This window comes from Halorussus rarus (assembly GCF_003369835.1).
Classification (GTDB): Archaea; Halobacteriota; Halobacteria; order Halobacteriales; family Haladaptataceae; genus Halorussus; species Halorussus rarus.
In genome coordinates, this window is the sequence record NZ_QPMJ01000002.1 from 562425 (window position 1) to 582153 (window position 19729).

The window sequence follows — 19729 nt, forward strand, 5'->3', positions numbered from 1 at the left end:
GCCGTCTTCGGAGCTACTCGGGGGACCTAGATGCGCGTACTCATCGTTCCTGAACTCTATCGACCGGACGACGCGACGGCCAACGGCACGCTCAACGACGCGGTGGTGTGGGTCGAGGAGTGGCTGGACGTCGACCCGGACCTCCACGTCTACTGGCTGCTCGCGCCGCCCGCGGTCGCGGACTACGACCCGGAGTACGTCCTGGCCGACCGCGACCGGGTCACCCTCGTCGAGGCCGAACCCTTCATGCACGGCCACCGCCACCAGAACGCGTTCACCGAGTCGGGCTACAGCGAGGCGCAACTGGAGGCGCTCGCCGAGGCGACCTACGACCGGCTGGGCTACGTCGACGTGGTGGTCGACCAGCTCCGGCGCGGGCGGGCGGACCTCGCCAAGTGGCTGTTCGCGCTCGACGGCCACCGGGTCGGCGAGCCCTGGCCCGTCGACATCGTCACCAACGTCCACGACCTCCAGCTCCCGTTCAAGTACGCCCACACGGGATGGCGCGACGAGTTCCAGCGTCGGACCGAGATCACCGACGCGGTGCTCTCCGACGGGATGTGGTTCAAGGCCGCGGTCGATCTGGAGGGAATGAGAGAGTTCGGCCACGAGTTCCTCCGGGAGTCGGTGGTCGACGCGGCGCTCGACGACGCGGTCCGGACCGGCAGCCCCATCGACTTCTCGCGGTTCGAGGCCGAGTACGCCGACGAACCCCAGTACCTCCACGTCGCCGGCTCGATCTGGGACAAGAAGCAGGTCGGCACCGTGATGGGCATCGCGGAGCTGCTCCACGAGCGGTTCGACATCGGGACCGTGATGACGAGCATGTCCAAGATTCCGGCGGAGTACGCCGACCTGCCGTGGGTCGAGGCGTACCCGCAGGCCTCCCGCGAGGAGTTCGAGGCCGCCCTCCGGAAGGGCGACCTCTGCGTCTCGGCGACCGAGTACGAGACGCTGGCCCGGACGTGGTTCGAGCAGGCCGGCAGCGGGCAGGTGCTCATCGCCCGGAACCAGCCGTGGATATACGACGCCGTGCCGCGGGATTACGAGCTCGCCGCCACCATCGAGGAGCTGCCCGGCCTCGCGGTCTGGGCGGTCGAACACTGGGACGAGGCGGTCGCGGAGAGCAAACGAATGTTGGAGTACGTCAAGGAGATTCGGGACCCGGTGCGGTCGGGCCGGCACACCTACGACGACATGGCCGACCGCGTCGCAGCGAAGGTCGACGCCTACGAGCCCGACGAGAACGATGACATCGTCGGGAAGGCGCTGGAGGACGTCGGCGACTCCGTCGCGCTCGACGATCTGAACCGCACCACCGCCGAGTACACCGACGACGGCCAGCCGATTCTCGACGGGAAGTGCGCGCTGAGCGAGGTGGTGTTCGCGCTCCGCCGCCGGGGGTACGCCGACACCGGAAACCCGGGGACGCCGGTCTTCGAGCGGCGCGGGTAGCGACGGTCACTCTCTCGGCTCCCCGTCCGAGTCCTCGGCGTCGGCGCGGCGCTCCGGTTCCGGAGTCGCAGAGCCGCCGTGCGCGCCACCACCGTCCGGAGTGCGCTCGCGCAGCGAGAGCGCCGCGACGGGCGGGCGGACGTCGACCCGTCGGTAGGTCGCCGACTCGCGGAACGTTCCGGAGTCGGGCGTGTCGCGGTCGACGTCGAACTCGCCGCGCTCGACCAGCTCGGGCACGATGACCCGGACGAAGTGGACGACCAGCACGAGCAGCAGCGGGCCGAGGAACAGGCCGTACCAGCCGAACAGCACCGGCCCGAGGACGTACGCAAGCATCACGAGCCCGGTGTGGAGGTCCCGGCCCGAGACGTACGGTCGGAGGAGCAGTTCCGGAATCGTGTCGAACACGACGAACGCGACCAGCAGGAAGACGACCGGGAACCACAGCAGGCCGGGGTCGGTCGCGACCGCGACCGCGGCAAGCACGATGCCGAGCGGGACGTACACCAGCTTCATCCCGACCACCGGAACGAGGCTACCGAGTCCGGTGAGCAGCCCCAGCAGCGTCGGCGAGGGAACCGAGACCGCGGCCGGGGCGATCAGGTCGAGCAGGTTGTAGCCGACCGCCGCGACGATGCCGATGACGAACGCGGTCAGGATGTTGCCGAAGTACACCGTCTCGAGGTCGCCGTCGACCGCCCGGGCGAACGCGACCGTGGGGCTGTTCTGGCCCGCGACTTCGTCGCGGAACCACGACGCGAGCCGGTGGTCGTCCCGGAGGAGGTAGAACGCGACCACCAGCACGATGACGATGCCGAGCGTGACGCTCGCCAGGACGCCGAGCACCGCCACGACCGACGCCAGGATCTCGCGGACCGCGTCGGCGCCGCGCTCGGCGGCGAACTGCTGGACCTGCTGTTGGAGGCGCTGAGGGGTCGTCTGCAGGAGCCCGGAGAGCTGCTGGAGGTCGAACAGCCGGGTCAGTTCGAGTTCGCTCCCGACCACGCCCTCGAGCTCGTCGGCGCCGACGCCCGCCAGCGAACCAAGCTCGCGGACGCTGACGGCCACGGTGTAGCCGAGCAGGACGAGACCCGGCAGCGCCAGCCCGAACAGCGCCGTCACCGCGGTCAGCGTCGGCTGGCGGAGCCGGTCGAGCAGCCGCCGGTACATCGGCCGGGTCGCGTAGTAGACGAACAGCCCGAGCAGGAAGGTGCCGAGGAACGACGCGACGACGTAGCCGACCGCGAGGACGAGCGCGACCGCGACCAGCCACCACGCGATGCGCTCGCGGTCGAACGAGAACTCACGTACCCACCCCATGGTAGAACCTTCGGCTCGCGGACAATAAGTCGTCGGGCGGCTCGGCGGACCGAGCCGACTACGCGGTGGTCGTCCCCGCCCAACACCGAAGCAGCGCGCCCGCCGCGGTCCGGGGGTCCGCGAACTCCCACTCGTCGGGGTCGACCCGCTTCAGGACGTCCTCGCCGACGAGGTAGCTCACCTTGCTCCCGTCGTCGGCGTGGAGCACGGTCGTCGTCCCGTCACTGCCACCGCCACCTTCCCCCCAGCCGAACTCGACGACGACGCGGACCACGAACCCCTCGTCAGTCTCCTCCGCGCCCGAGACGCCGACGTTGCCGACGTGGACGTAGGTCAGATTCCGTTCGCGGGCGAGTATCTCGTTGTGCTTGTAGGCCCGCTCGTAGGCCGTCACGAACTCGGTCGCCGTCGACCGCGAGAGTTCGGCCGGGAAGTCGGGGTACGGCTCCGGGTCGATTTCGTCGGTCCCCGCCGGGCTCGGCGGGGACTGCACTCCGTCGCAGTCGTACCCATCGAAGGTCGTGGTCGAGGGCTGTCCGTCGCCTCCCGAGGAAACGCAGCCCGCGAAGAGGCCGAGCGAGCCGAGCGCGCCGGTCCGGAGGACGGACCGGCGAGAGAGGGGGACGGTCATGTCAGGGAGTATAGTACCGCCCGGGAAATCCTTTCCGGACGTCACGACATCGGTCGTCGACCGAGACGCGGTCCGACCGCGACGGGGCGAGCGACCTCAGAACAGCGGTTCGCCCTTCGTCTCGCGGCCGAACGCGAGGACGACCAGGCCGCCGAGGACGAAGGCGACCGCCAGCGGCGCGAGCGCCGCGAGGTAGCCGACGTCGACCAGCGCGCCCGCCAGGATGGGGCCGACGACCGCGCCGATCTTGCCGACGCCGCCCGCGAACCCGTTGCCGGTGCCCCTGACCTCGGTGGGGAACAGCTCGGGCGTGTAGGCGTAGATGGCGCCCCACGCGCCGAGGGTGAAGAAGCTGGCCGCGAGCAGGCCGCCGAAGAACGGCCAGAAGCCCGACAGCCCCGCCCCGAACAGCGAGACGTCGGGCATCGAGGCCGCGAAGACGAAGGTGAACAGCCCCGACAGGAGGAGGTAGCTCCCGAGCGTGGGCTTGCGGCCGACCTTCTCGACCAGGTAGGCCGCGCTGAAGTAGCCCGGGAACTGGACCAGCCCGATGAGCAGGAAGTAGACGTACAGGCCCTCGACCGTCAGGCCTCCCAGCGAGAAGTCCCCGACCACGCCGGCAGCGCCGACCGTGTCCGGCAGCCAGATGAACACGCCGTAGTAGCCGAAGTTGACCGCGAACCACGCCGCCGCGATCATGGCCGTGCGCTTGCGGAGGTCGGACTCGAACAGCCGGCCGTAGCCCGCGGAGGAGCCGGTGTCGACCGACTCGGCCGAGATGGGCGTGAACTCCTCGCCGTTCTCCTCGGCGATGGCCCGGATGCGGTCGTTGGCGCCCTCGATGTCGCCCTTCTGCGCGAGGTAGTACGGGGTCTCCCGGAGCTGGCTCCGGATGACGAACACGAGCAGCGCCGGGAACGCCGCGCTGGCGAACAGGAGCCGCCAGCCCGCGACGTCGCCGAGGACGGGGACCGCGACGGTGCCGGCGGGACCGGCGAGCGCCGAGAGGAACAGCCAGGCCAGCACGACCGCGAACACGTTGCCCAGCGGCCAGAACGCGTCGAGGTAGACCAGGTAGCGCCCGCGCCGGTCGGTCGGCAGGTGCTCGGAGAGGTAGGAGGTGTCGACCGCGAGCGCGCCGCCCAGCCCCACGCCCGTCAGGAATCGGAGCGCGAACCCGGAGTAGAAGCCGGTGGCGAACGCGGTCAGGCCGGCGAACACCGAGTAGGTCAGCACGGTCCACTGGAAGGCGTCGATGCGGCCGCGCTCGTCGGCGTACCGGCCCCACGCCCAGTTGCCGATGATCATGCCCATCAGGCTCGCACTCCCCAGGAGGCCGGCGCTCAGCCCCGACAGGCCCCAGGCCGAGATGAGGACCGGGAGGGTGAAGCTGATGATGATGACCTCCATCCCGTCGAACGCCCACGCGCTCCCGCAGATGGCGAGCAGGCGGCGGTGGAACCGACCGACAGGAATCCGGTCCATCACCTGCGAGACGGTCACCCGCTCTTCTGTTCCGACTGCGTCTGCCATGATTTATAACACCCGTCGGAGAATGTCCGTATCGAACGTACTTAAGAGTGAGGAATTTAGGCAACAGTGACCGGTATTGGAGAATAATTTTCTTCAATTCCTGCGGTCGATATCCGTCGCCGTTCTCTCACCCGGTCTGTGTCCACGTCGCCGAACTGGGGTCGCCGACCGATTCCGGGGGCCAGCGACGACCCGTCTCCGGCGAGCGCGAAAGGCTGGATATAAGTACGCCCGTAGCCGAATTCAGGGGTATGAAGGACCAAGGCGGTTCCACGCGCAAGCGCACCGGCGGCCGACTCCGACCCTCCCACAAGAAGAAGAAGCACGAACTGGGCCGCGAGCCCACCGAGACCACGGTCGGCGAGACCCGACTCCGGACCACCGATGCCCGGGGCAACACCCAGAAGGTCCGCGCGCTCTCGACGAACGTGGCCAGCGTCGCCGTCGACGGCGAGACCGTCGAGGCCGAGATCGAGGACGTCGCCGAGAACGACGCCAACCCCAACTACGTCCGGCGGAACATCGTCACCAAGGGCGCCATCATCGAGACCAGCGAGGGTCGCGCCCGCGTCACCTCCCGCCCCGGCCAGACCGGCAACGTGAACGCGGTCCTCGTCGACGAGGAGTAGACGTCCGGCTGTTTTCCGCGAAGGAGTACCCAGAACTGCCCGCTCAGGGCATCCCGTCGTCCGCGCCTTCGAGCCCCGAGTCCGTGATCCGGAACTGGACCTTCTCGCCCGCGGGCTTGGCGCGGTGCTTCTCGAGGGTCGCCCGGCGGTTGCCGCCGCGGAACCGGTCGACGCGGACCACCGTTCCGGTCCAGTGTTCGAGGGTGTGGCCCCCGAGCGGGCGGGCGCGGTCGCTGTCGGGGTCGGTGTACACCTGGTTCGTGAGCACGACCGCGAGGTCGTGCCTGCGCGCCAGCGACAGCAGGTGGGTGACCTGGCTGGCGACCTCCCGGAGCGCCTCGCCGCCCTCCTCGTCCTCGGCGCGCTCGAGCCGGTAGAAGCCGGTCGCGCTGTCGAGCACCACGAGGTCTGCCCGCTCGGCGAGCTCGGAACTGTCCCGGACCGCCTCCTCCTGCTCGTCGAAGTCGTAGGCCTCCTTGACGATGATGCGGGAGGTCAGGTCCTCGACGTCGTCCGCGCCGCTCGCGGCGTCCGCGCGGGCCTCGGCGACCTGCTGGAACCGCGACAGCGACAGCCCCTCGGTGTCGATGTACACCGCGGTGCCGCCCCCGGCCGCGACCTCGACCGCCGCCCCGAGCGCGACGTTGGTCTTGCCGGCGGCCGGCGGGCCGTACACCTGCGTGACGGTCCCGGCCTCGAATCCGCCGCCCAGCAGGTCGTCGAGCGGCCCGCACCCGGTCGGAATGGCCTCTTCGTTCACGACCGCCGGTTGGAGCTACCCCGCCAAAAGCCTCCGGATTCGCGCCAGCGTCCCCGCGACCGGCGCGCGGTTCCGGCCGCGGGTCGGTCGGAGCGCGTCGCTGCGAGCCCGGTTTCCTCGGAATTGACGGGACGTAAAACTATTCGTTCGCGAGGTATTGATAACCGGTAACAATAACCATGGCGGCGGAGAGATTTGGTTCGCATGTCGGGGGAAACCAGACGAACGCGGAGAACGTACTTGAAAACGCTCGGCGTCGCGGGGGCCGCCGGGCTCGGGGGCCTGGCGAGCGCCGGGTCGGCCGTCGGTCGGCAGGGCGGCCCGATTCCGATGGGGTCGCTCGTGCCCGTGACCGGGTCGGCGAGCCCGTACGGCGAGGGGATGCAGCGGGCGGTCAACATCGCCGTCAGCGACGTGAACGACGCCGGCGGGCCGCTCGACCGACAGATAAGCATGTCGAACCGGGACAGCGAGACCCAGCCGAGTCGCGCGGTCGTGAAGCTCCGGAGCCTCATCAGCGAGAGCGGCATCGTCGGGTTCGTCGGCGCGTTCTCGAGCGGGGTCTCGACCACGCTCGCGCCGGTCGCGGCCGACAGCAGGGTGATGGAGGTGAGCCACGGCAGCACCAGCCCGGTGCTCGCCGAGGCGGGCTACCGCGACGGGGTGAAGTACTTCGCGCGCACCTCGCCCAACGACGCCCAGCAGGGCATCGTGATGGCGCGCGCGATGGAGAACCAGGTCGGCGCGAGCACGGTGGCGTTCCTCCACGTCGACAACCCGTACGGCGCGGGTCTCGCCGAGAAGGCCAGCCAGGCGTTCGGCGGCGAGACGACCGCGATGGTCGGGTACGGCCAGGACACGACCGACTTCACCTCGACGCTGGACAGCGTGTTCGCCGACGACCCGGACGCGGTCGGGTTCATCGGCTACCCGGGCAACGCCCGGACCATCTTCCGGCAGTGGTCGAACGGCGGCTACGGCGGCCAGTGGGTGCTCAGCGAGGCCGTCAACTCTCCGGAGTTCATCAGCAGCATGAGCGACGTCCTGGAGGGGATGTACCTCGCGTCGCCGAGCCCGGAGTCGACCGAGGGCCGGTCGCGCTACCTGGAGAAGATCGGCGACGCCAACACCCTGTTCGCGCCCCACGCCTACGACGCGCTGTTCCTGCAGGCGCTCGCCATCGAGAAGGCGGGCGAGGCGTCCGGAACGGCCATCGCGCGGAACATCCGGTCGGTGTCGCGGCCGCCGGGGACGAACGTCACGGTCGGTGAGTTCCAGCGTGCGAAGGAGCTACTGGGGAACGGCGAGCAGATCAACTATCAGGGCGCGTCGAGCCCGGTCGACCTGAACGAGCGGCTCGAACCCCTCAACCGGTTCGCGCTGCTCCGCATCTCGGGCGGGGAGACCGAGACGGTCGAGACCATCCCGCGGTCGTTCTTCGAGGGGAGGCTGTACGAGGACGGCGGGACGACGACCACCGCAGGGACGTCGACTACGACGAGTTCCTGAGCGACGGCCTCGCTTCGCGGGCGTCGAACGCGTCGAGTGCGTCGGGGACGTCGGTCGCGCAGGGCGACGACCGGACATCTCGCGAACGGACCGAGGCGGCGTCACTGGAGTCTGTCGCGGGTGACGACCGGATTTCAGCGTCCGGGCCGCTCGCCGGATCTCTCCGTTCGCTTTGGTGTCGCGATGCCGGTACTGCGGCCCCAGTCGGCGAGAATGGTAATCGAATCAACTACTATCGTATTATTTTATATTATATAACCTTGTTACTCTGTCTAGCATGATAGTCGCGACCGTGCTCGAATGCCCCCAGTGTTCCGAGGAGCATCAGGCGGAGTTCACGGGGCGGCTCGTCGACGGCGACGGGGTGTGGCGGATGCGGTGCTGCGGCGCGCTCGCCGACGGGCCGCACCCGGAAGCAGGGTGACCGGCGCGACGTCGGCGAGTCGCAGGACGGGGGGCGGTCCACGCCCCGCCGGAACCGACGGACCGGCCGGAAGCGGTCAGTCGACGCGAGAACCCCGTTCGAGGCGGACGCCCGCGGGCCGAGGCAGATGCACTTTTCATCCCCGGCGGCCAAGCGCGAGCCGTGACAGTCGTCGTCGCCACAGCCGACTTCGAGGTGTACCACGGGGTGGTCAACGAACTGCGCGAGCGGGGCGTGACCTTCACCACGGTCGAGCCCGGCGACCCCCTGCCGGACGGCGCGACGGTGCTGATTCGCGCCGAGAGCGACGAGGACACTCCGGAAACGGACCACGACGATGACACCTCCGAGATCGAGCGCGACGACGACGCCAACGCCGCCGACGTGGAGACGGTCGTCGCCGACCCCGACGACCCGCGCTTCGCGGTCGACGAGGCGCTGGCCCGCCTCCGGGGCGGCGAGGGCCGGACCGTCGTCGGCGTCGACCCCGGCACGCGACCCGGCATCGCGGTGCTCTCGGGCGACGTGGTGGTCGCGGCGTTCCACGTTCCGCTGGCCGACGTGGCCGAGACGGTCCGGCGGGAAGTGGCCGACGCAGTCGACCCCGTGGTCCGCATCGGCGACGGCGCCCGGCTCCAGGGCGCCCAGCTGGTGCGGGAACTCGAGGACGTACCCGTCGAACTCGTCGACGAGACCGGGACAACCCCGTACCTCGGGACCGGAGCTCGGGGCATGGGCGACGTGCTGGCCGCGGTGAACATCGCCCGGCTGGAGGGCGAGCGGGTCGAGGGCCGGGACGTGGAACCGACCGCCGGCGAGCTGCAGGTCATCAAGAACCGGTCTCGCGAGCGGGCCGACGACAACCGCGAGATAGACGAGGAGCTGGCCCGGCGCGTGGCGGCCGGCGACCTGACGCTGGAGGAGGCGATGGACGAGCACCGGAACGGGGAGACGTGATCAGGCTGTCGCGACTGTGGTAGAGAGATAGTAGGTTTTCGTACTGGCGCCTACTCGTCTCTAGCCGCGCGCTCGGCCCGCCGCATGACCTCGCGGACCGGCACGCCCGCCTCCGACGCGACCGCGGCGCAGTCGTCGTACTCCGCGCTCACGTCGTACACCTCGCCCGCGTCGTCGCTGGCGAGCTTCGCGTCGACCTCGTAGCGCCCGCCGTCGATGTCGACGACGACCGTCTCGATCGTTCTGTCGGCGATCCAGCGGTGGGTCGCGCCGGTCTGGCGGACCCCGAGCGTGCCGGTCTCCTCGGCGAGTCGGCGCGCGACCCGCCGGGCGTCGTCGGGCTTGCAGACGACCCTGACGAGGTGGCCAGGCCGGGACTTCTTCATCGTGAGCGGGACGACCGAGACGTCCCGGGCGCCGACCGCCGCCAGCGAGTCGTGGAGGCCGCCGAGCAACTCCGGCGACGCGTCGTCGAGGTTGGTCTCGAGGACCGCCACGTCGTCGTGGACCAGGTCCCCGGACGGCCCGGTCGCGGTCGCCGTTTCGCCCTCCTCGTCGCCGGGCGCCTCGCTCTCGCCGACCATCGCCCGGAGGACGTTCGGGTGGTCGGGGAAGTCGTACCCGCCGGCGCCGTAGCCCGAGGCGTCGACCCGGAGCGCCGGCAGCGAGTCGACGCCATCGGCGAAGTGCGCGAGGATCGCCGCGCCGGTCGGGGTGAGCAGTTCGGCCTTCACGGGGCCGCCCCGGAGCGACCAGTCGGCGCGCTCGGCGATCTCGACCACCGCGGGCGTCGGGACCGGGTAGGTGCCGTGGCTCATCTCGACCGACCCGCCGCCGGTCGCGAGCGGCGTCGTGACGACGCGCTCGGGGTCGAGGTCGTCGACGAGCAACGCGGCGCCCACCACGTCCGCGACGGCGTCGTCCGCGCCGACCTCGTGGAAGTGGGTCGATTCGAGGTCGGTGCCGTGGACGCCCGCCTCGGCCTCGCCCAGCACCTCGAAGACCGCCAGCGCGTCGGCCTCGACGGCGGCGGGGAGGGCCATCGACTCGACGAGGTCGACCACCTCGGGGTAGGTCCGGAGCGGTCCCGACCCCTCGGCGTGGGTGTGGTCGTGGTCCGAATCGTCGTGATGATGGCTGCCGTCGGCGTGGTCGTGACCGTGTTCGTGGCCCTCGTGAGAGTGGTCGTGGGAGTGCTCGTGACTGGCGTCGTGGGAGCCCTCGTGCGAATGGTCGTCGTCGCGCGAACGGTCGGCTGTCTCCTCGCTTCCCTCGCTCTCGTCCGCCAGCAGCACCGAGACGGTCGTCGACGAGATGCCGTTCTTCAGGGTCTCGCCGACCTCGTAGCGCACCGGCAGGGTGTCCTCGACCGGGGTCAGCGCGTCGCGGTCGGCGCCGGCCGCGAGCAGGGCGGCGAGTAGCATGTCGCCGCTGGCGCCCATCCGACCGTCGAATGCGAGCGTCTTCATGGAGGGAAGTGGGTCGTACGCGGCGAAAAAGGCGGTGATTGTCGGCGTGGCCGGGCCGCCGGCGTTCGTGCCCGCGACTGCACTGGCGCGTCGGAGGCCGAACGCAGGCCGCCGGAAGACCCATGACCGTCCGGTCCCACCTGACGAGACGCATTCGGAACTCGACCGACGCGACCGGAAAGTACCCCCGAAGGCCAAACGGCTTTGTAGCGCGAACACGTATGCAAGGCCATAGCATGCGCCCCGCCGCGACGACTCCGTCGGCCGGTTCGCGACGTATCCCCGGTAGCAAAGGACTTATCCTTCGCGGGCGCGGACCGACAAACAATCCCCGTACTATCGAATCATGAATGAAGTTCAACTAGAGGTGGCAAAGGCGTACCCGAACGATTCGGGTCGCGGAATCGCCCGTCTCGACCCGGACACGCTGTTGCATCTGAAGCTGAGCCCGGGCGACATCATCGAGATCGAAGGCGGCGACACGACCGCCGCGAAGGTGTGGCGGGCCGACCGGCAGGACTGGAACACCGACACGGTGCGCATCGACGGCTTCACGCGTCAGAACGCCGACGTCGGCATCGGCGAGCGCGTCGAGATCCGGAAGGCCGAGGCCGAGAAGGCCGACAAGCTGGTGCTCGCGCCCCCGGAGGAGGCGAGCGTCCAGTTCGGCTCCGACGCGGCCGGCATGGTCAAGCGCCAGATCCTCAAGCGCCCGGTGGTCGAGCGCGACATCGTCCCCGTGATGTCCTCGACCAACCACCCGTTCATGCGGTCGCCGGGCCAGGCGATCCCGCTCATCGCGGTCGAGACCGACCCCGACGGCGTCTGTCTCATCACCGAGGACACCGAGGTCGAGCTCCGCGAGGAGCCCATCTCGGGCTTCGAGAAGACCGGCGGCGGCATCACCTACGAGGACATCGGCGGGCTGGAGAACGAGATCCAGCGCGTCCGGGAGATGGTCGAGCTCCCGATGAAGCACCCCCAGATCTTCAAGAAGTTGGGCATCGAGCCGCCCCAGGGCGTGCTGCTCCACGGCCCGCCCGGCACGGGCAAGACGCTGCTCGCCAAGGCGGTCGCCAACGAGACCTCCGCTAGCTTCTTCTCTATCGCCGGACCCGAGATCATCTCGAAGTACTACGGGGAGTCCGAGCAACAGCTCCGGGAGATATTCGAGGACGCCACCGAGGAGTCGCCCTCCATCATCTTCATCGACGAACTCGACTCCATCGCGCCCAAGCGCGAGGACGTGACCGGCGAGGTCGAGCGCCGGGTCGTGGCCCAGCTGCTGACGATGATGGACGGCCTCGAGTCGCGGGGCCAGGTCATCGTCATCGCGGCGACCAACCGGGTCGACTCGGTCGACCCCGCGCTCCGCCGGCCCGGCCGGTTCGACCGCGAGATCGAGATCGGCGTGCCCGACGAGACCGGCCGCGAGGAGATCCTCCAGATCCACACCCGGGGGATGCCGCTGTCCGACGACGTGGCGCTGGACTCGCTGGCCAACGACACCCACGGCTTCGTCGGCGCCGACATCGAGAGCCTGACGAAGGAGGCCGCGATGAAGGCGCTCCGGCGCTACCTCCCGGAGATCGACCTCGACGAGGAGGACATCCCGCCGAGCCTCATCGACCGGATGATCGTCAAGCGCGAGGACTTCAACGGCGCGCTCAACGAGGTCGAACCCTCGGCGATGCGCGAAGTTCTAGTGGAACTGCCCAAGATCTCGTGGGACGACGTGGGCGGGCTCGAACAGGCCCAACAGGAGGTCGAGGAGAGCGTCGAGTGGCCCCTCTCCTCGCCCGAGAAGTTCCAGCGCCTGGGCATCAACCCGCCGAGCGGCGTCCTGCTCTACGGCCCGCCCGGCACGGGCAAGACGCTGATGGCGAAGGCGGTCGCCAACGAGACCAACGCCAACTTCATCTCGGTCCGCGGGCCGCAGCTGCTGTCGAAGTGGGTCGGTGAGTCCGAGAAGGCCATCCGCCAGACGTTCCGGAAGGCCCGGCAGGTCTCCCCGACCGTCATCTTCTTCGACGAGCTCGACAGCCTCGCGCCCTCGCGCAGCCAGGAGATGGGCTCTAACGTCTCCGAGCGCGTGGTCAACCAGCTGCTGACCGAGCTCGACGGGCTCGAGGAGAAGGGCGACGTGATGGTCATCGGCGCGACCAACCGCCCGGACATGATCGACCCGGCGCTCATCCGGTCGGGCCGGTTCGACCGGCTCGTCATGATCGGCCAGCCCGACGAGGAGGGCCGCGAGCAGATCCTGAAGATCCACACCGACGACACGCCGCTCTCGGCCGACGTGAGCCTGCGCGAGCTCGCGGAAATCACCGACGGTTACGTTGGCAGCGACCTCGAGTCCATCGCGCGGGAGGCCGCCATCGAGGCGCTGCGCGAGGACGACGACGCCACGGAGGTCGGCATGAGTCACTTCCGGCAGGCGATGGAGAACGTCCGGCCCACCATCACCGAGGACCTGCTCGACTACTACGAGCAGATGGAAGACGAGTTCAAGGGCGGCTCGTCGAGCCCGACCCAGGGTCGGCGCGGCGGCCGCATCGGCTTCCAATGAAACTTTTCCAGCGGTCGGGCGCATGAACGCGCCCTTCCTTGGAAAACTTTCATGAAAAACACGGCGTCACCCCCTCAGTCACGCGCCTCCGGCGCGTGACTTCGAGGGTTCCTTGGTCCGCTCTCTCACGTTCGTTCGCTCGCGGTGGATTGCAGTGAACTAATCGGATGGCGGGGATTCGTAATCGGCCTTAAATCTTCGGGACGACCGCTGGTCCTGCGAACCTGTTCCATTCTTTATGGTGGGTTGACCAGTACGTCCACACGTGATGAACGTAGACACGCAGCGCCGACGCCTGCTCGGACTGAGCGCGGCCGCGGGGCTGACCGCCCTCTCGGGATGTAGCGGCGTGACGCCCTTCGTCGGGAAGCGACTGGAGAACGCGCAGTCGTTCGACGCCTCCTCGGTCGACGCAGTGAGCGTTGCCGGCCGCAACGGCAACGTTCGAGTCCGACCGCGGGACGACGAGCGGATCCGCGTCGAGACCGTCAAGAAGGCGGGGTCGGTGTTCGCCGACCTCGACGACGTGCGCGTCGAGACGACCACCGAGAACGGCGAACTCCGCGTCGCAGCGCGGAAGGTCGGCGACGGGTCGTGGCTCGCCGGCGTCCCCTCGGTCGACGTCACCGTCGGTCTCCCGGCGAGCGTGGACCTCGGCGAGCTCCGGACCGAGAACGGTCGGGTCGACGTGCGGAACGTCGCGACCGACGCGACGCTCGGCTCCGAGAACGGGCAACTGGAGGCGCGAAACGTGGACGGGTTCGTCTCGGCCGAGACCGAGAACGGGCGCGTGGTCGCTCGCGACGTGACGGGCATCGACGGGGCGCGGTCCGAGAACGGGAGCGTCGAGATCGACGTGAAGTCGGTCCGGGGCGACACCGACGTGGCGACCGAGAACGGGCGAGTGACCGCGGCGGTGTCGCCCGACCTGAACGCCGAGGTAGTTGCGACCACCGGGAACGGGAGAGTCGAGTTCGACGTGGCGAGCGCCGAGGTGTCCACCCGGCGGTCCGGCCGGGTCGAGGCCACGCTGGGCGGGGGCGGGCCGGAGCTCCGGCTCTCCTGCGAGAACGGACGCGTCAGCGTCTCGCAGCTCTGAAGACTGTTTTCGAGTCAGTTCGCGGTCGATTCGCTTCGGGGAGCGTCGTCGGGGACGTCCAGCACCGCCTCGGTGACGACCGCGGCGATGCGAGCCAGGGCGTTCAGCAGGTGGAGCGAGACCAGCGCGACGACCAGTCCGACGAGCGCGACGCCGACTGCCTCGCCGAACGTGTCGACGACGAGCCGGCCGGACTCGAACGGTCCGAGCGAGAGGGCGCCGAAGCGAGGGCCGACGTAGAGGGCCGAAGAGTAGGTCAGTGGGGCGACCAGCAGCGACGCCGACAGCGACAGCAGGCTCGCCAGGGCGACGAACGCGACCGTCCCGAAACCGAACTTGCCGGCGAGGTACGCCACGTCGAGCCAGGTCCCGGCGTCGGTCACGAGCCGCTTCGCGGCCGCGAGGACGCCGCCTGCGGTGTCGGGCGACCTGACGCGGACGTCGGTCCCCAGCAGGCGATTGGCCAGCCCGGCCTCGAAGCTCGCCAGCAGGGTCGCGCCGGCCAGCGTCGCCAGCAGGATGGGGATTCCGAACCACGTGACGGCGAGGCCGAGTCCGAGCGAGAACCCGACGGTGAGCGTCACGAAGTACAGCAGACCGAGCGGGAACGCCAGCGCCAGGTACAGCAGATTTCGGTACGTCTGTGCGCGTGCGGGGACGCCGACGAGCGTCGTCGCGGCGTCTCGGATCGTTGTCGTCACGGGAGTCACCCGCTTCGAGGTAGCGCCGGACGCACCGTAAACCGGGTCGGCGAGTCGCCGGCCCGGCGAGTCGGAGAAAGACCTTTGTATCAGTTTCCGCGGAGCGACCAGAGGATGGCCACCAGACCGACGTTGTACGCCGCGACGATGGCCAGCAGCGCGAGCGCGTCCGACCACGCCAGCGCGGGCGCGAGGACCGACGAGACCGCGAACGGGACGGCGGTGAAGCACGCGATGCCGACCGCGAGCAGGGCCATGGTCGCGCTGCCGTGCCGGCGGTACCCGCGGTACGCCTGGTACGAGACGAACAGGCCGAGCGCGGCCGGGAGCGCCGCCGCGATGGTGACGATGTCAGGGATCATAGATGGCGTACAGGATGGCCGCGAGGCCGAGCAGTTCGGACGCGGTCGTGGCGACCGACCGCGCCGCGGGCGAGACGTCGACGAGGCTGCCGAACGCGATCCGGAGGAAGATGGGCCCGGTCACGAGCAGCGCGAGCCCCGCGCCGAGCGCCAGCATCGGCCGGGTGCCGTTCCGGCGGTAGCCCTCGACGAGTTCGTACACCACCGCCAGCGAGAGGACCGCCGCGAGCAGCAGTCCCCCGAGCGCGAGCAGCACGACCGTCCGGGAACCGCCGACGGTCGTCTGGAGCGCGACGGTCTGGAGCGGCGGCGTCAGGGTCGGGAACGCGGCGGTCGCGGGCAGCGGGACGCCGGCGGTCATTTGAACCCCTCGTAGAGCCTGGTGAACCGGTCGGCCGGGTCCTCGGCCCGGTCGACGTCGAGTTCGATGCCGTCCTCGGTCAGTTCCACGGTGACGCGCTGCAGTCTGGCGGAGAACACCTCGTAGTGGTGGCCGTCCGGGTCGAGGCGCTGCTCGGCCTCGACCAGCCGCTGGTCCTGGAGTCGCTCGACCCGCCGGTAGATGGTCGACGGCGAGGCGTCGCACTCCTCGGCGAGCGCCTCGGCCGACAGGGGCTCCCGGTAGGTCGCGACGAGGATGGCGCGGGCGTACTCGTCGTCGAGCAGGTCGAACATCGCGGCGGCGTCCGCGTCGCTCACCGCCACGACCTCCCGTCGTCCCGGAACCGGCCGGGGCCGGCTCCGGTTCGGACACGGTGCGCTCCGGGCGGGGCGGCCGACCGCGGGCGTGCGTCCGATGAATCGGGCCACCGTCTCATCGCCGTCCAGAGGCCGGTTCGCACCGCCTCGTGTAAAGTACTGCGGACGCTCGCCGGTCGCGCGAACGTCCGAAACCTTATTGGTAACGGCGGAGAACATCGGCCTGTTCGGATGTCGACCGACCAACACGCGAGGCGCCGGACCGGCCCGACCGGGGCGCTCCGCGCCGTGTTCGGCGTGCCGTTCCGGCTCCAGACCTACCGGAACCTGCTGTACCTGGCGCTGGCGTTCCCGCTCGGCCTGCTGTACTTCGTGTTCCTGTCGGTCGGCCTGTCGCTGGGGGTGGCGCTCGCCGTGGTCGTGGTCGGGATTCCCATCCTGCTCGCCGTGCTCGCGATAGCGACCGGCATCGCCAGCGTCGAGCGCGAGCTGGCGACCCTGCTGCTCGGCGTCGACATCGAGACGCCGCCGGACGACGAGCCGTGGTCGGTCCCGACGTCGGCCGGGTCGGTGCTCGAGCGCGCCAGGAGCCTCGTGACCGACCTCGAGACGTGGAAGGCGCTGGTCTACCTCGGGACGAAGCTGTTCCTCGGGATCGCCTCGTTCGTGGTCGTGACGACCATGCTCGTGACGGCCGTGAGCCTGCTCGCCGTGCCGCTCGTGTACGACCAGCCGGGCGTCTACGTCGGCGTCGTGACCGACGCGCCGCTCCGGCTCCACCCCTCGCTGTACGTGGTCTGGCACGACCTGCTGGTCGGCGTCGAGACGGTCGTCCACGTCGGGTCGTGGCAGGTGCGCACCCTCCCGGCCGCGCTCGCCGTGGCGGCGTTCGGCGCCGCGCTCGGGGTCGCCTCGCTCCACCTGCTCAACGGGCTGGCCCGATTCTCGGCGTGGTACGCGAAGGCGATGCTCGGGACCGGCGTCGACCTGCCGACGCCGCGTCGGTGGTGAGCCGGCGCCCGTCCCCGTTACGTCTCGGTAGTCGTCAGTTGACGGTCCGATGTCCGCGATAACTGCATCCGCCTTTGTTAGCTAATCTCACGAGTGATAATCTCGAACAACGTTATGTATAGACGGAGATAGGTCCGGATATGAAACTAGGCAACCTCGTCCCCGACTGGATCCGAAGCAGCTACCTCAGGAAGTTCGCGGCGGTCCTCCTGGTAACGCTCGTCGTCGTCGGCGGGTACGGGATGTGGACCCAGAACCAGGCGTCGGCGACCCTCGAGCGACAGACGCACAACGAACTGCGGACGTTCGCCTCCCTCCAGGCGAGTCAGCTCGACGAGTGGGTCGAGGAGCGCAAGCGACTGGTCGGAATCATCGCCGAGCAGAGCGAAATGCAGAGCGGGGACGCCACGACGATCAAGATCGAGTTCCACGAACAGTTACAGAACGCTCCCGACGAGACGGAGGCCATCCACTACGTCGACAGCGACTCCATGGAGGTCCTATCGAGCACCGACTCGAACGTCAGGGGGAAGTCGCTCGACCGGATCGGCATCGAGTGGATGAACGGTTCGTTCGACCTCCAGAACGAGCAGGACCGGGCGGTGTCCCAGACCTACTCGCGCGACGGCACGAAGCTGGTCGCGTTCGCCGCGCCCGTGTGGGGACAGGGCGCGGCGGTCGTCGTGACCGTCAACGCCTCCTCGCGCGCGGCCAGCTTCCGAAAGCCGGTAGCCGGAACCGCCACGCGGGTCGTCAACGCGAACGGGACGGTCGTCCTCTCGGACAGCGAGGCGGACATCCTCGATACGTACGGGGACGGGAGTATGATGGCGGTCGAACGCGCCCTGAAGGGCAACACCGCGGTGATGGAGATGGGCAGTCCGATGGAGGGGGTCATCGATTCGAAGCACCTCATGGCGTACGCCCCAGTCGGCGGCACCGACTGGGTCGTCCTGATGCACGTCCCCCAGTCGAACGCCTACGCAGCGATGTCGGGAATCCAAGATAATCTCCTTATTCTGATCGGCCTCGTCGCGTTCGGGTTCGTCTTCGTGGGCGCGACGCTGGGACGGACGACCGCGAACGCGCTGGACGACCTCTCGGAGAAGGCAGGGGCTATCGCCAGCGGCGACCTCGACGTGGAACTCGAGGAGAGCGACCGCATCGACGAGGTCGGCGAGGTCCAGGACGCGTTCGCCTCGATGAAGACGTACCTCAACACCGCCGCCGAGCAGGCCACGGCCATCGCGAACCGGGAGTTCGACGCGCCCGTCATGGACGAGGAGGTGCCGGGCGAGTTCGGCGAGACCCTCGACACGATGGGCGCCGACCTCGAGGAACTCATCGGCGATATCGAGCGGACGCGGAAAGAAGCCCAACAGGCCCGGGCGGAGGCCGAGGACCTCAACGCCGCGCTCGAACGGAAGGCCGCGGAGTTCGGCGACGTCATGGCCGAGGCCGCGACCGGCGATCTCACCCGGCGGATGGACGCCGAGGGTCCGAGCGACGCGATGAGACAGATAGCAGAACAGTTCAACGAGATGATGGACGACCTCGAACACGCGACCGCCCGCATCAAGGGGTTCTCGACCGAGGTCGCCGATGCGAGCGCGGAGGCCGGGACCGGCGTCCGGGAGGTCGAACGCACCAGCGAACGGGTCGCCGACTCGGTCGAGGAGATCTCCGCCGGCGCTGTCGAACAGGCCGAGAATCTCGACGAGGTGACGGGGGAGATGAGCACGCTCTCGGCCACCATCGAGGAGGTCGCTGCGTCCGCCGACCAGGTCGCCGCCCTCTCCACGAAGGCCGCCGAGGAGGGCAGGTCGGGCCGCGAGATAGCCGGCGAGGCCGTCGACGAGATGGACCGCATCGAGAAGACCACCGTCGAGACCGTCGACACGGTCGAACGGCTCGACGACGAGATGACGCAAATCGGCGACATCGTCGAACTCATCGACGGCATCGCCGAGCAGACCAACGTGCTGGCGCTCAACGCCTCCATCGAGGCCGCCCGCGCCGGGGAAGCCGGCGAGGGCTTCGCGGTGGTCGCGGGCGAGGTGAAGGACCTGGCCGAGGACACCCGCGACGCCACCCAGGAGATCGGCGACCTCATCGAGCGAGTGCAGGATTCGACGTCGGCGACGGTCGAGGAGATGCGGGAGATGCGCGAACGGGTCGAGGCGGGCATGGAGACCATCGACGAGGGGCTGGGTGCGCTCGACGAGGTGGTGGAGTACGTCGAGGAGGCCAACACGGGCATCCAAGAGATCCACGAGGCCACCGAGGACCAGGCCACGACCACGGAGGAGGTCGTCGCGATGACCAACGAGGTCGCCGATATCAGCGAGGAGACGTCCTCGGAGGCAGAAACGGTCTCGGTGGCGGCCGAAGAGCAGACCGCCTCGCTCGGTCAGGTCAGTACCGAAGTCGGCGCGCTCTCGGAGAAGTCCGACGAGCTCGACGAACTGCTCGACGAATTCGAGGTGTCCGACGAACCCGGCCGCGACGGCGCGACCGAGTCCGAGCGCGTCGTGGCGGACGGTCGGGGCGACGACTGACGGGCGTCGGGCGAGGCGGCGAGGAAGGGACTCGCGGCAA

General features: G+C 69.4%; 18 protein-coding genes. 9 read left to right on the forward strand and 9 right to left on the reverse strand.

What is annotated here, in order from left to right:
• Nucleotides 1-30 precede the first annotated feature (30 nt).
• Complete coding sequence (locus DVR07_RS11015) at nucleotides 31-1455, forward strand: glycosyltransferase family 1 protein (RefSeq protein ID WP_115797315.1); 1425 nt, start codon at nucleotides 31-33, stop codon at nucleotides 1453-1455.
• Nucleotides 1456-1461: 6 nt separating this feature from the next.
• On the opposite strand, the gene DVR07_RS11020 is transcribed toward DVR07_RS11015, so the two are convergent.
• From DVR07_RS11020 to DVR07_RS11030, 3 genes are all read right to left on the reverse strand, one after another.
• Nucleotides 1462-2775 carry an AI-2E family transporter gene (locus tag DVR07_RS11020; RefSeq protein ID WP_115797316.1) on the reverse strand — a complete coding sequence of 438 codons (1314 nt, stop codon included), beginning with the start codon at nucleotides 2773-2775 and terminating at the stop codon, nucleotides 1462-1464.
• A gap of 58 nt (nucleotides 2776-2833) precedes the next feature.
• Nucleotides 2834-3406: a hypothetical protein gene (locus DVR07_RS11025; RefSeq protein ID WP_115797319.1), complete on the reverse strand. Its 573-nt coding sequence runs from the start codon at nucleotides 3404-3406 to the stop codon at nucleotides 2834-2836.
• Nucleotides 3407-3502: 96 nt separating this feature from the next.
• Nucleotides 3503-4939 (reverse strand): MFS transporter, encoded by a 1437-nt coding sequence (locus DVR07_RS11030; RefSeq protein WP_115797321.1) that lies wholly within the window; start codon nucleotides 4937-4939, stop codon nucleotides 3503-3505.
• Between the two features lie 251 nt (nucleotides 4940-5190).
• On the opposite strand from DVR07_RS11030, the gene DVR07_RS11035 reads away from it, so the two are divergent.
• The gene (locus DVR07_RS11035; RefSeq protein WP_115797323.1) at nucleotides 5191-5568 is read left to right on the forward strand and encodes a 30S ribosomal protein S8e; all 378 of its coding nucleotides are present in this window, start codon (nucleotides 5191-5193) and stop codon (nucleotides 5566-5568) included.
• Nucleotides 5569-5611: 43 nt separating this feature from the next.
• Here DVR07_RS11035 and radB read toward each other — a convergent pair whose 3' ends face one another.
• On the reverse strand, nucleotides 5612-6328 hold the full coding sequence (gene radB, locus DVR07_RS11040; RefSeq protein WP_115797325.1) for a DNA repair and recombination protein RadB: 717 nt from the start codon (nucleotides 6326-6328) through the stop codon (nucleotides 5612-5614).
• 240 nt (nucleotides 6329-6568) lie between these two features.
• Here radB and DVR07_RS11045 point away from each other — a divergent pair, with 240 nt between their 5' ends.
• The 3 genes from DVR07_RS11045 (at nucleotide 6569) to DVR07_RS11050 (ending at nucleotide 9218) form a co-directional block, all read left to right on the forward strand.
• Nucleotides 6569-7837, forward strand: a complete 1269-nt coding sequence (locus DVR07_RS11045) for an ABC transporter substrate-binding protein (protein ID WP_240147526.1) — start codon at nucleotides 6569-6571, stop codon at nucleotides 7835-7837.
• A gap of 277 nt (nucleotides 7838-8114) precedes the next feature.
• On the forward strand, nucleotides 8115-8261 hold the full coding sequence (locus DVR07_RS21560) for a hypothetical protein (RefSeq protein WP_162829524.1): 147 nt from the start codon (nucleotides 8115-8117) through the stop codon (nucleotides 8259-8261).
• Between the two features lie 162 nt (nucleotides 8262-8423).
• Nucleotides 8424-9218 carry a hypothetical protein gene (locus DVR07_RS11050; protein ID WP_115797329.1) on the forward strand — a complete coding sequence of 265 codons (795 nt, stop codon included), beginning with the start codon at nucleotides 8424-8426 and terminating at the stop codon, nucleotides 9216-9218.
• A 50-nt stretch (nucleotides 9219-9268) separates the two neighbouring features.
• Here DVR07_RS11050 and larC read toward each other — a convergent pair whose 3' ends face one another.
• Nucleotides 9269-10687, reverse strand: coding sequence for a nickel pincer cofactor biosynthesis protein LarC (larC, locus tag DVR07_RS11055; RefSeq protein WP_115797331.1), 1419 nt, complete (start codon nucleotides 10685-10687; stop codon nucleotides 9269-9271).
• 346 nt (nucleotides 10688-11033) lie between these two features.
• Between larC and DVR07_RS11060 the strand changes: the two genes are divergently transcribed.
• Together DVR07_RS11060 and DVR07_RS11065 are read left to right on the forward strand one after the other, a co-directional pair.
• On the forward strand, nucleotides 11034-13259 hold the full coding sequence (locus tag DVR07_RS11060) for a CDC48 family AAA ATPase (RefSeq protein WP_115797332.1): 2226 nt from the start codon (nucleotides 11034-11036) through the stop codon (nucleotides 13257-13259).
• Between the two features lie 268 nt (nucleotides 13260-13527).
• Nucleotides 13528-14358, forward strand: coding sequence for a DUF4097 family beta strand repeat-containing protein (locus DVR07_RS11065; RefSeq protein ID WP_115797335.1), 831 nt, complete (start codon nucleotides 13528-13530; stop codon nucleotides 14356-14358).
• Nucleotides 14359-14372: 14 nt separating this feature from the next.
• On the opposite strand, the gene DVR07_RS11070 is transcribed toward DVR07_RS11065, so the two are convergent.
• The 4 genes from DVR07_RS11070 to DVR07_RS11085 all read right to left on the reverse strand — a co-directional run bounded on the left by DVR07_RS11070 (nucleotide 14373) and on the right by DVR07_RS11085 (nucleotide 16120).
• Nucleotides 14373-15059, reverse strand: coding sequence for a sensor domain-containing protein (locus tag DVR07_RS11070; protein ID WP_205254527.1), 687 nt, complete (start codon nucleotides 15057-15059; stop codon nucleotides 14373-14375).
• A gap of 89 nt (nucleotides 15060-15148) precedes the next feature.
• Nucleotides 15149-15421 (reverse strand): DUF7521 family protein, encoded by a 273-nt coding sequence (locus tag DVR07_RS11075; RefSeq protein ID WP_115797338.1) that lies wholly within the window; start codon nucleotides 15419-15421, stop codon nucleotides 15149-15151.
• Entirely contained in the window at nucleotides 15411-15782 is a 372-nt protein-coding gene (locus DVR07_RS11080; protein ID WP_240147527.1) for a hypothetical protein, read from the reverse strand. Before DVR07_RS11080 ends, DVR07_RS11075 begins: the two co-directional genes overlap by 11 nt.
• Nucleotides 15779-16120: an ArsR/SmtB family transcription factor gene (locus DVR07_RS11085; RefSeq protein WP_394338816.1), complete on the reverse strand. Its 342-nt coding sequence runs from the start codon at nucleotides 16118-16120 to the stop codon at nucleotides 15779-15781. Before DVR07_RS11085 ends, DVR07_RS11080 begins: the two co-directional genes overlap by 4 nt.
• A 231-nt stretch (nucleotides 16121-16351) precedes the next feature.
• On the opposite strand from DVR07_RS11085, the gene DVR07_RS11090 reads away from it, so the two are divergent.
• The gene (locus tag DVR07_RS11090; RefSeq protein ID WP_115797340.1) at nucleotides 16352-17131 is read left to right on the forward strand and encodes a sensor domain-containing protein; all 780 of its coding nucleotides are present in this window, start codon (nucleotides 16352-16354) and stop codon (nucleotides 17129-17131) included.
• A 140-nt stretch (nucleotides 17132-17271) separates the two neighbouring features.
• Complete coding sequence (locus DVR07_RS11095) at nucleotides 17272-19689, forward strand: methyl-accepting chemotaxis protein (protein ID WP_115797342.1); 2418 nt, start codon at nucleotides 17272-17274, stop codon at nucleotides 19687-19689.
• The last annotated feature ends 40 nt before the right edge of the window (nucleotides 19690-19729 follow it).

Bases quoted from the DNA above. Each gene is read 5' to 3' on its own strand.
- DVR07_RS11080 (WP_240147527.1), bottom strand. From the start codon at position 15,782: ATGACCGCCGGCGTCCCGCTGCCCGCGACCGCCGCGTTCCCGACCCTG.
- DVR07_RS11035 (WP_115797323.1), top strand. From the start codon at position 5,191: ATGAAGGACCAAGGCGGTTCCACGCGCAAGCGCACCGGCGGCCGACTC.
- DVR07_RS11095 (WP_115797342.1), top strand. From the start codon at position 17,272: ATGAAACTAGGCAACCTCGTCCCCGACTGGATCCGAAGCAGCTACCTC.
- DVR07_RS11015 (WP_115797315.1), top strand. From the start codon at position 31: ATGCGCGTACTCATCGTTCCTGAACTCTATCGACCGGACGACGCGACG.
- DVR07_RS11020 (WP_115797316.1), bottom strand. From the start codon at position 2,775: ATGGGGTGGGTACGTGAGTTCTCGTTCGACCGCGAGCGCATCGCGTGG.
- DVR07_RS11060 (WP_115797332.1), top strand. From the start codon at position 11,034: ATGAATGAAGTTCAACTAGAGGTGGCAAAGGCGTACCCGAACGATTCG.
- DVR07_RS11025 (WP_115797319.1), bottom strand. From the start codon at position 3,406: ATGACCGTCCCCCTCTCTCGCCGGTCCGTCCTCCGGACCGGCGCGCTC.
- DVR07_RS11030 (WP_115797321.1), bottom strand. From the start codon at position 4,939: ATGGCAGACGCAGTCGGAACAGAAGAGCGGGTGACCGTCTCGCAGGTG.
- larC (WP_115797331.1), bottom strand. From the start codon at position 10,687: ATGAAGACGCTCGCATTCGACGGTCGGATGGGCGCCAGCGGCGACATG.
- DVR07_RS11090 (WP_115797340.1), top strand. From the start codon at position 16,352: ATGTCGACCGACCAACACGCGAGGCGCCGGACCGGCCCGACCGGGGCG.
- DVR07_RS21560 (WP_162829524.1), top strand. From the start codon at position 8,115: ATGATAGTCGCGACCGTGCTCGAATGCCCCCAGTGTTCCGAGGAGCAT.
- DVR07_RS11065 (WP_115797335.1), top strand. From the start codon at position 13,528: ATGAACGTAGACACGCAGCGCCGACGCCTGCTCGGACTGAGCGCGGCC.
- DVR07_RS11075 (WP_115797338.1), bottom strand. From the start codon at position 15,421: ATGATCCCTGACATCGTCACCATCGCGGCGGCGCTCCCGGCCGCGCTC.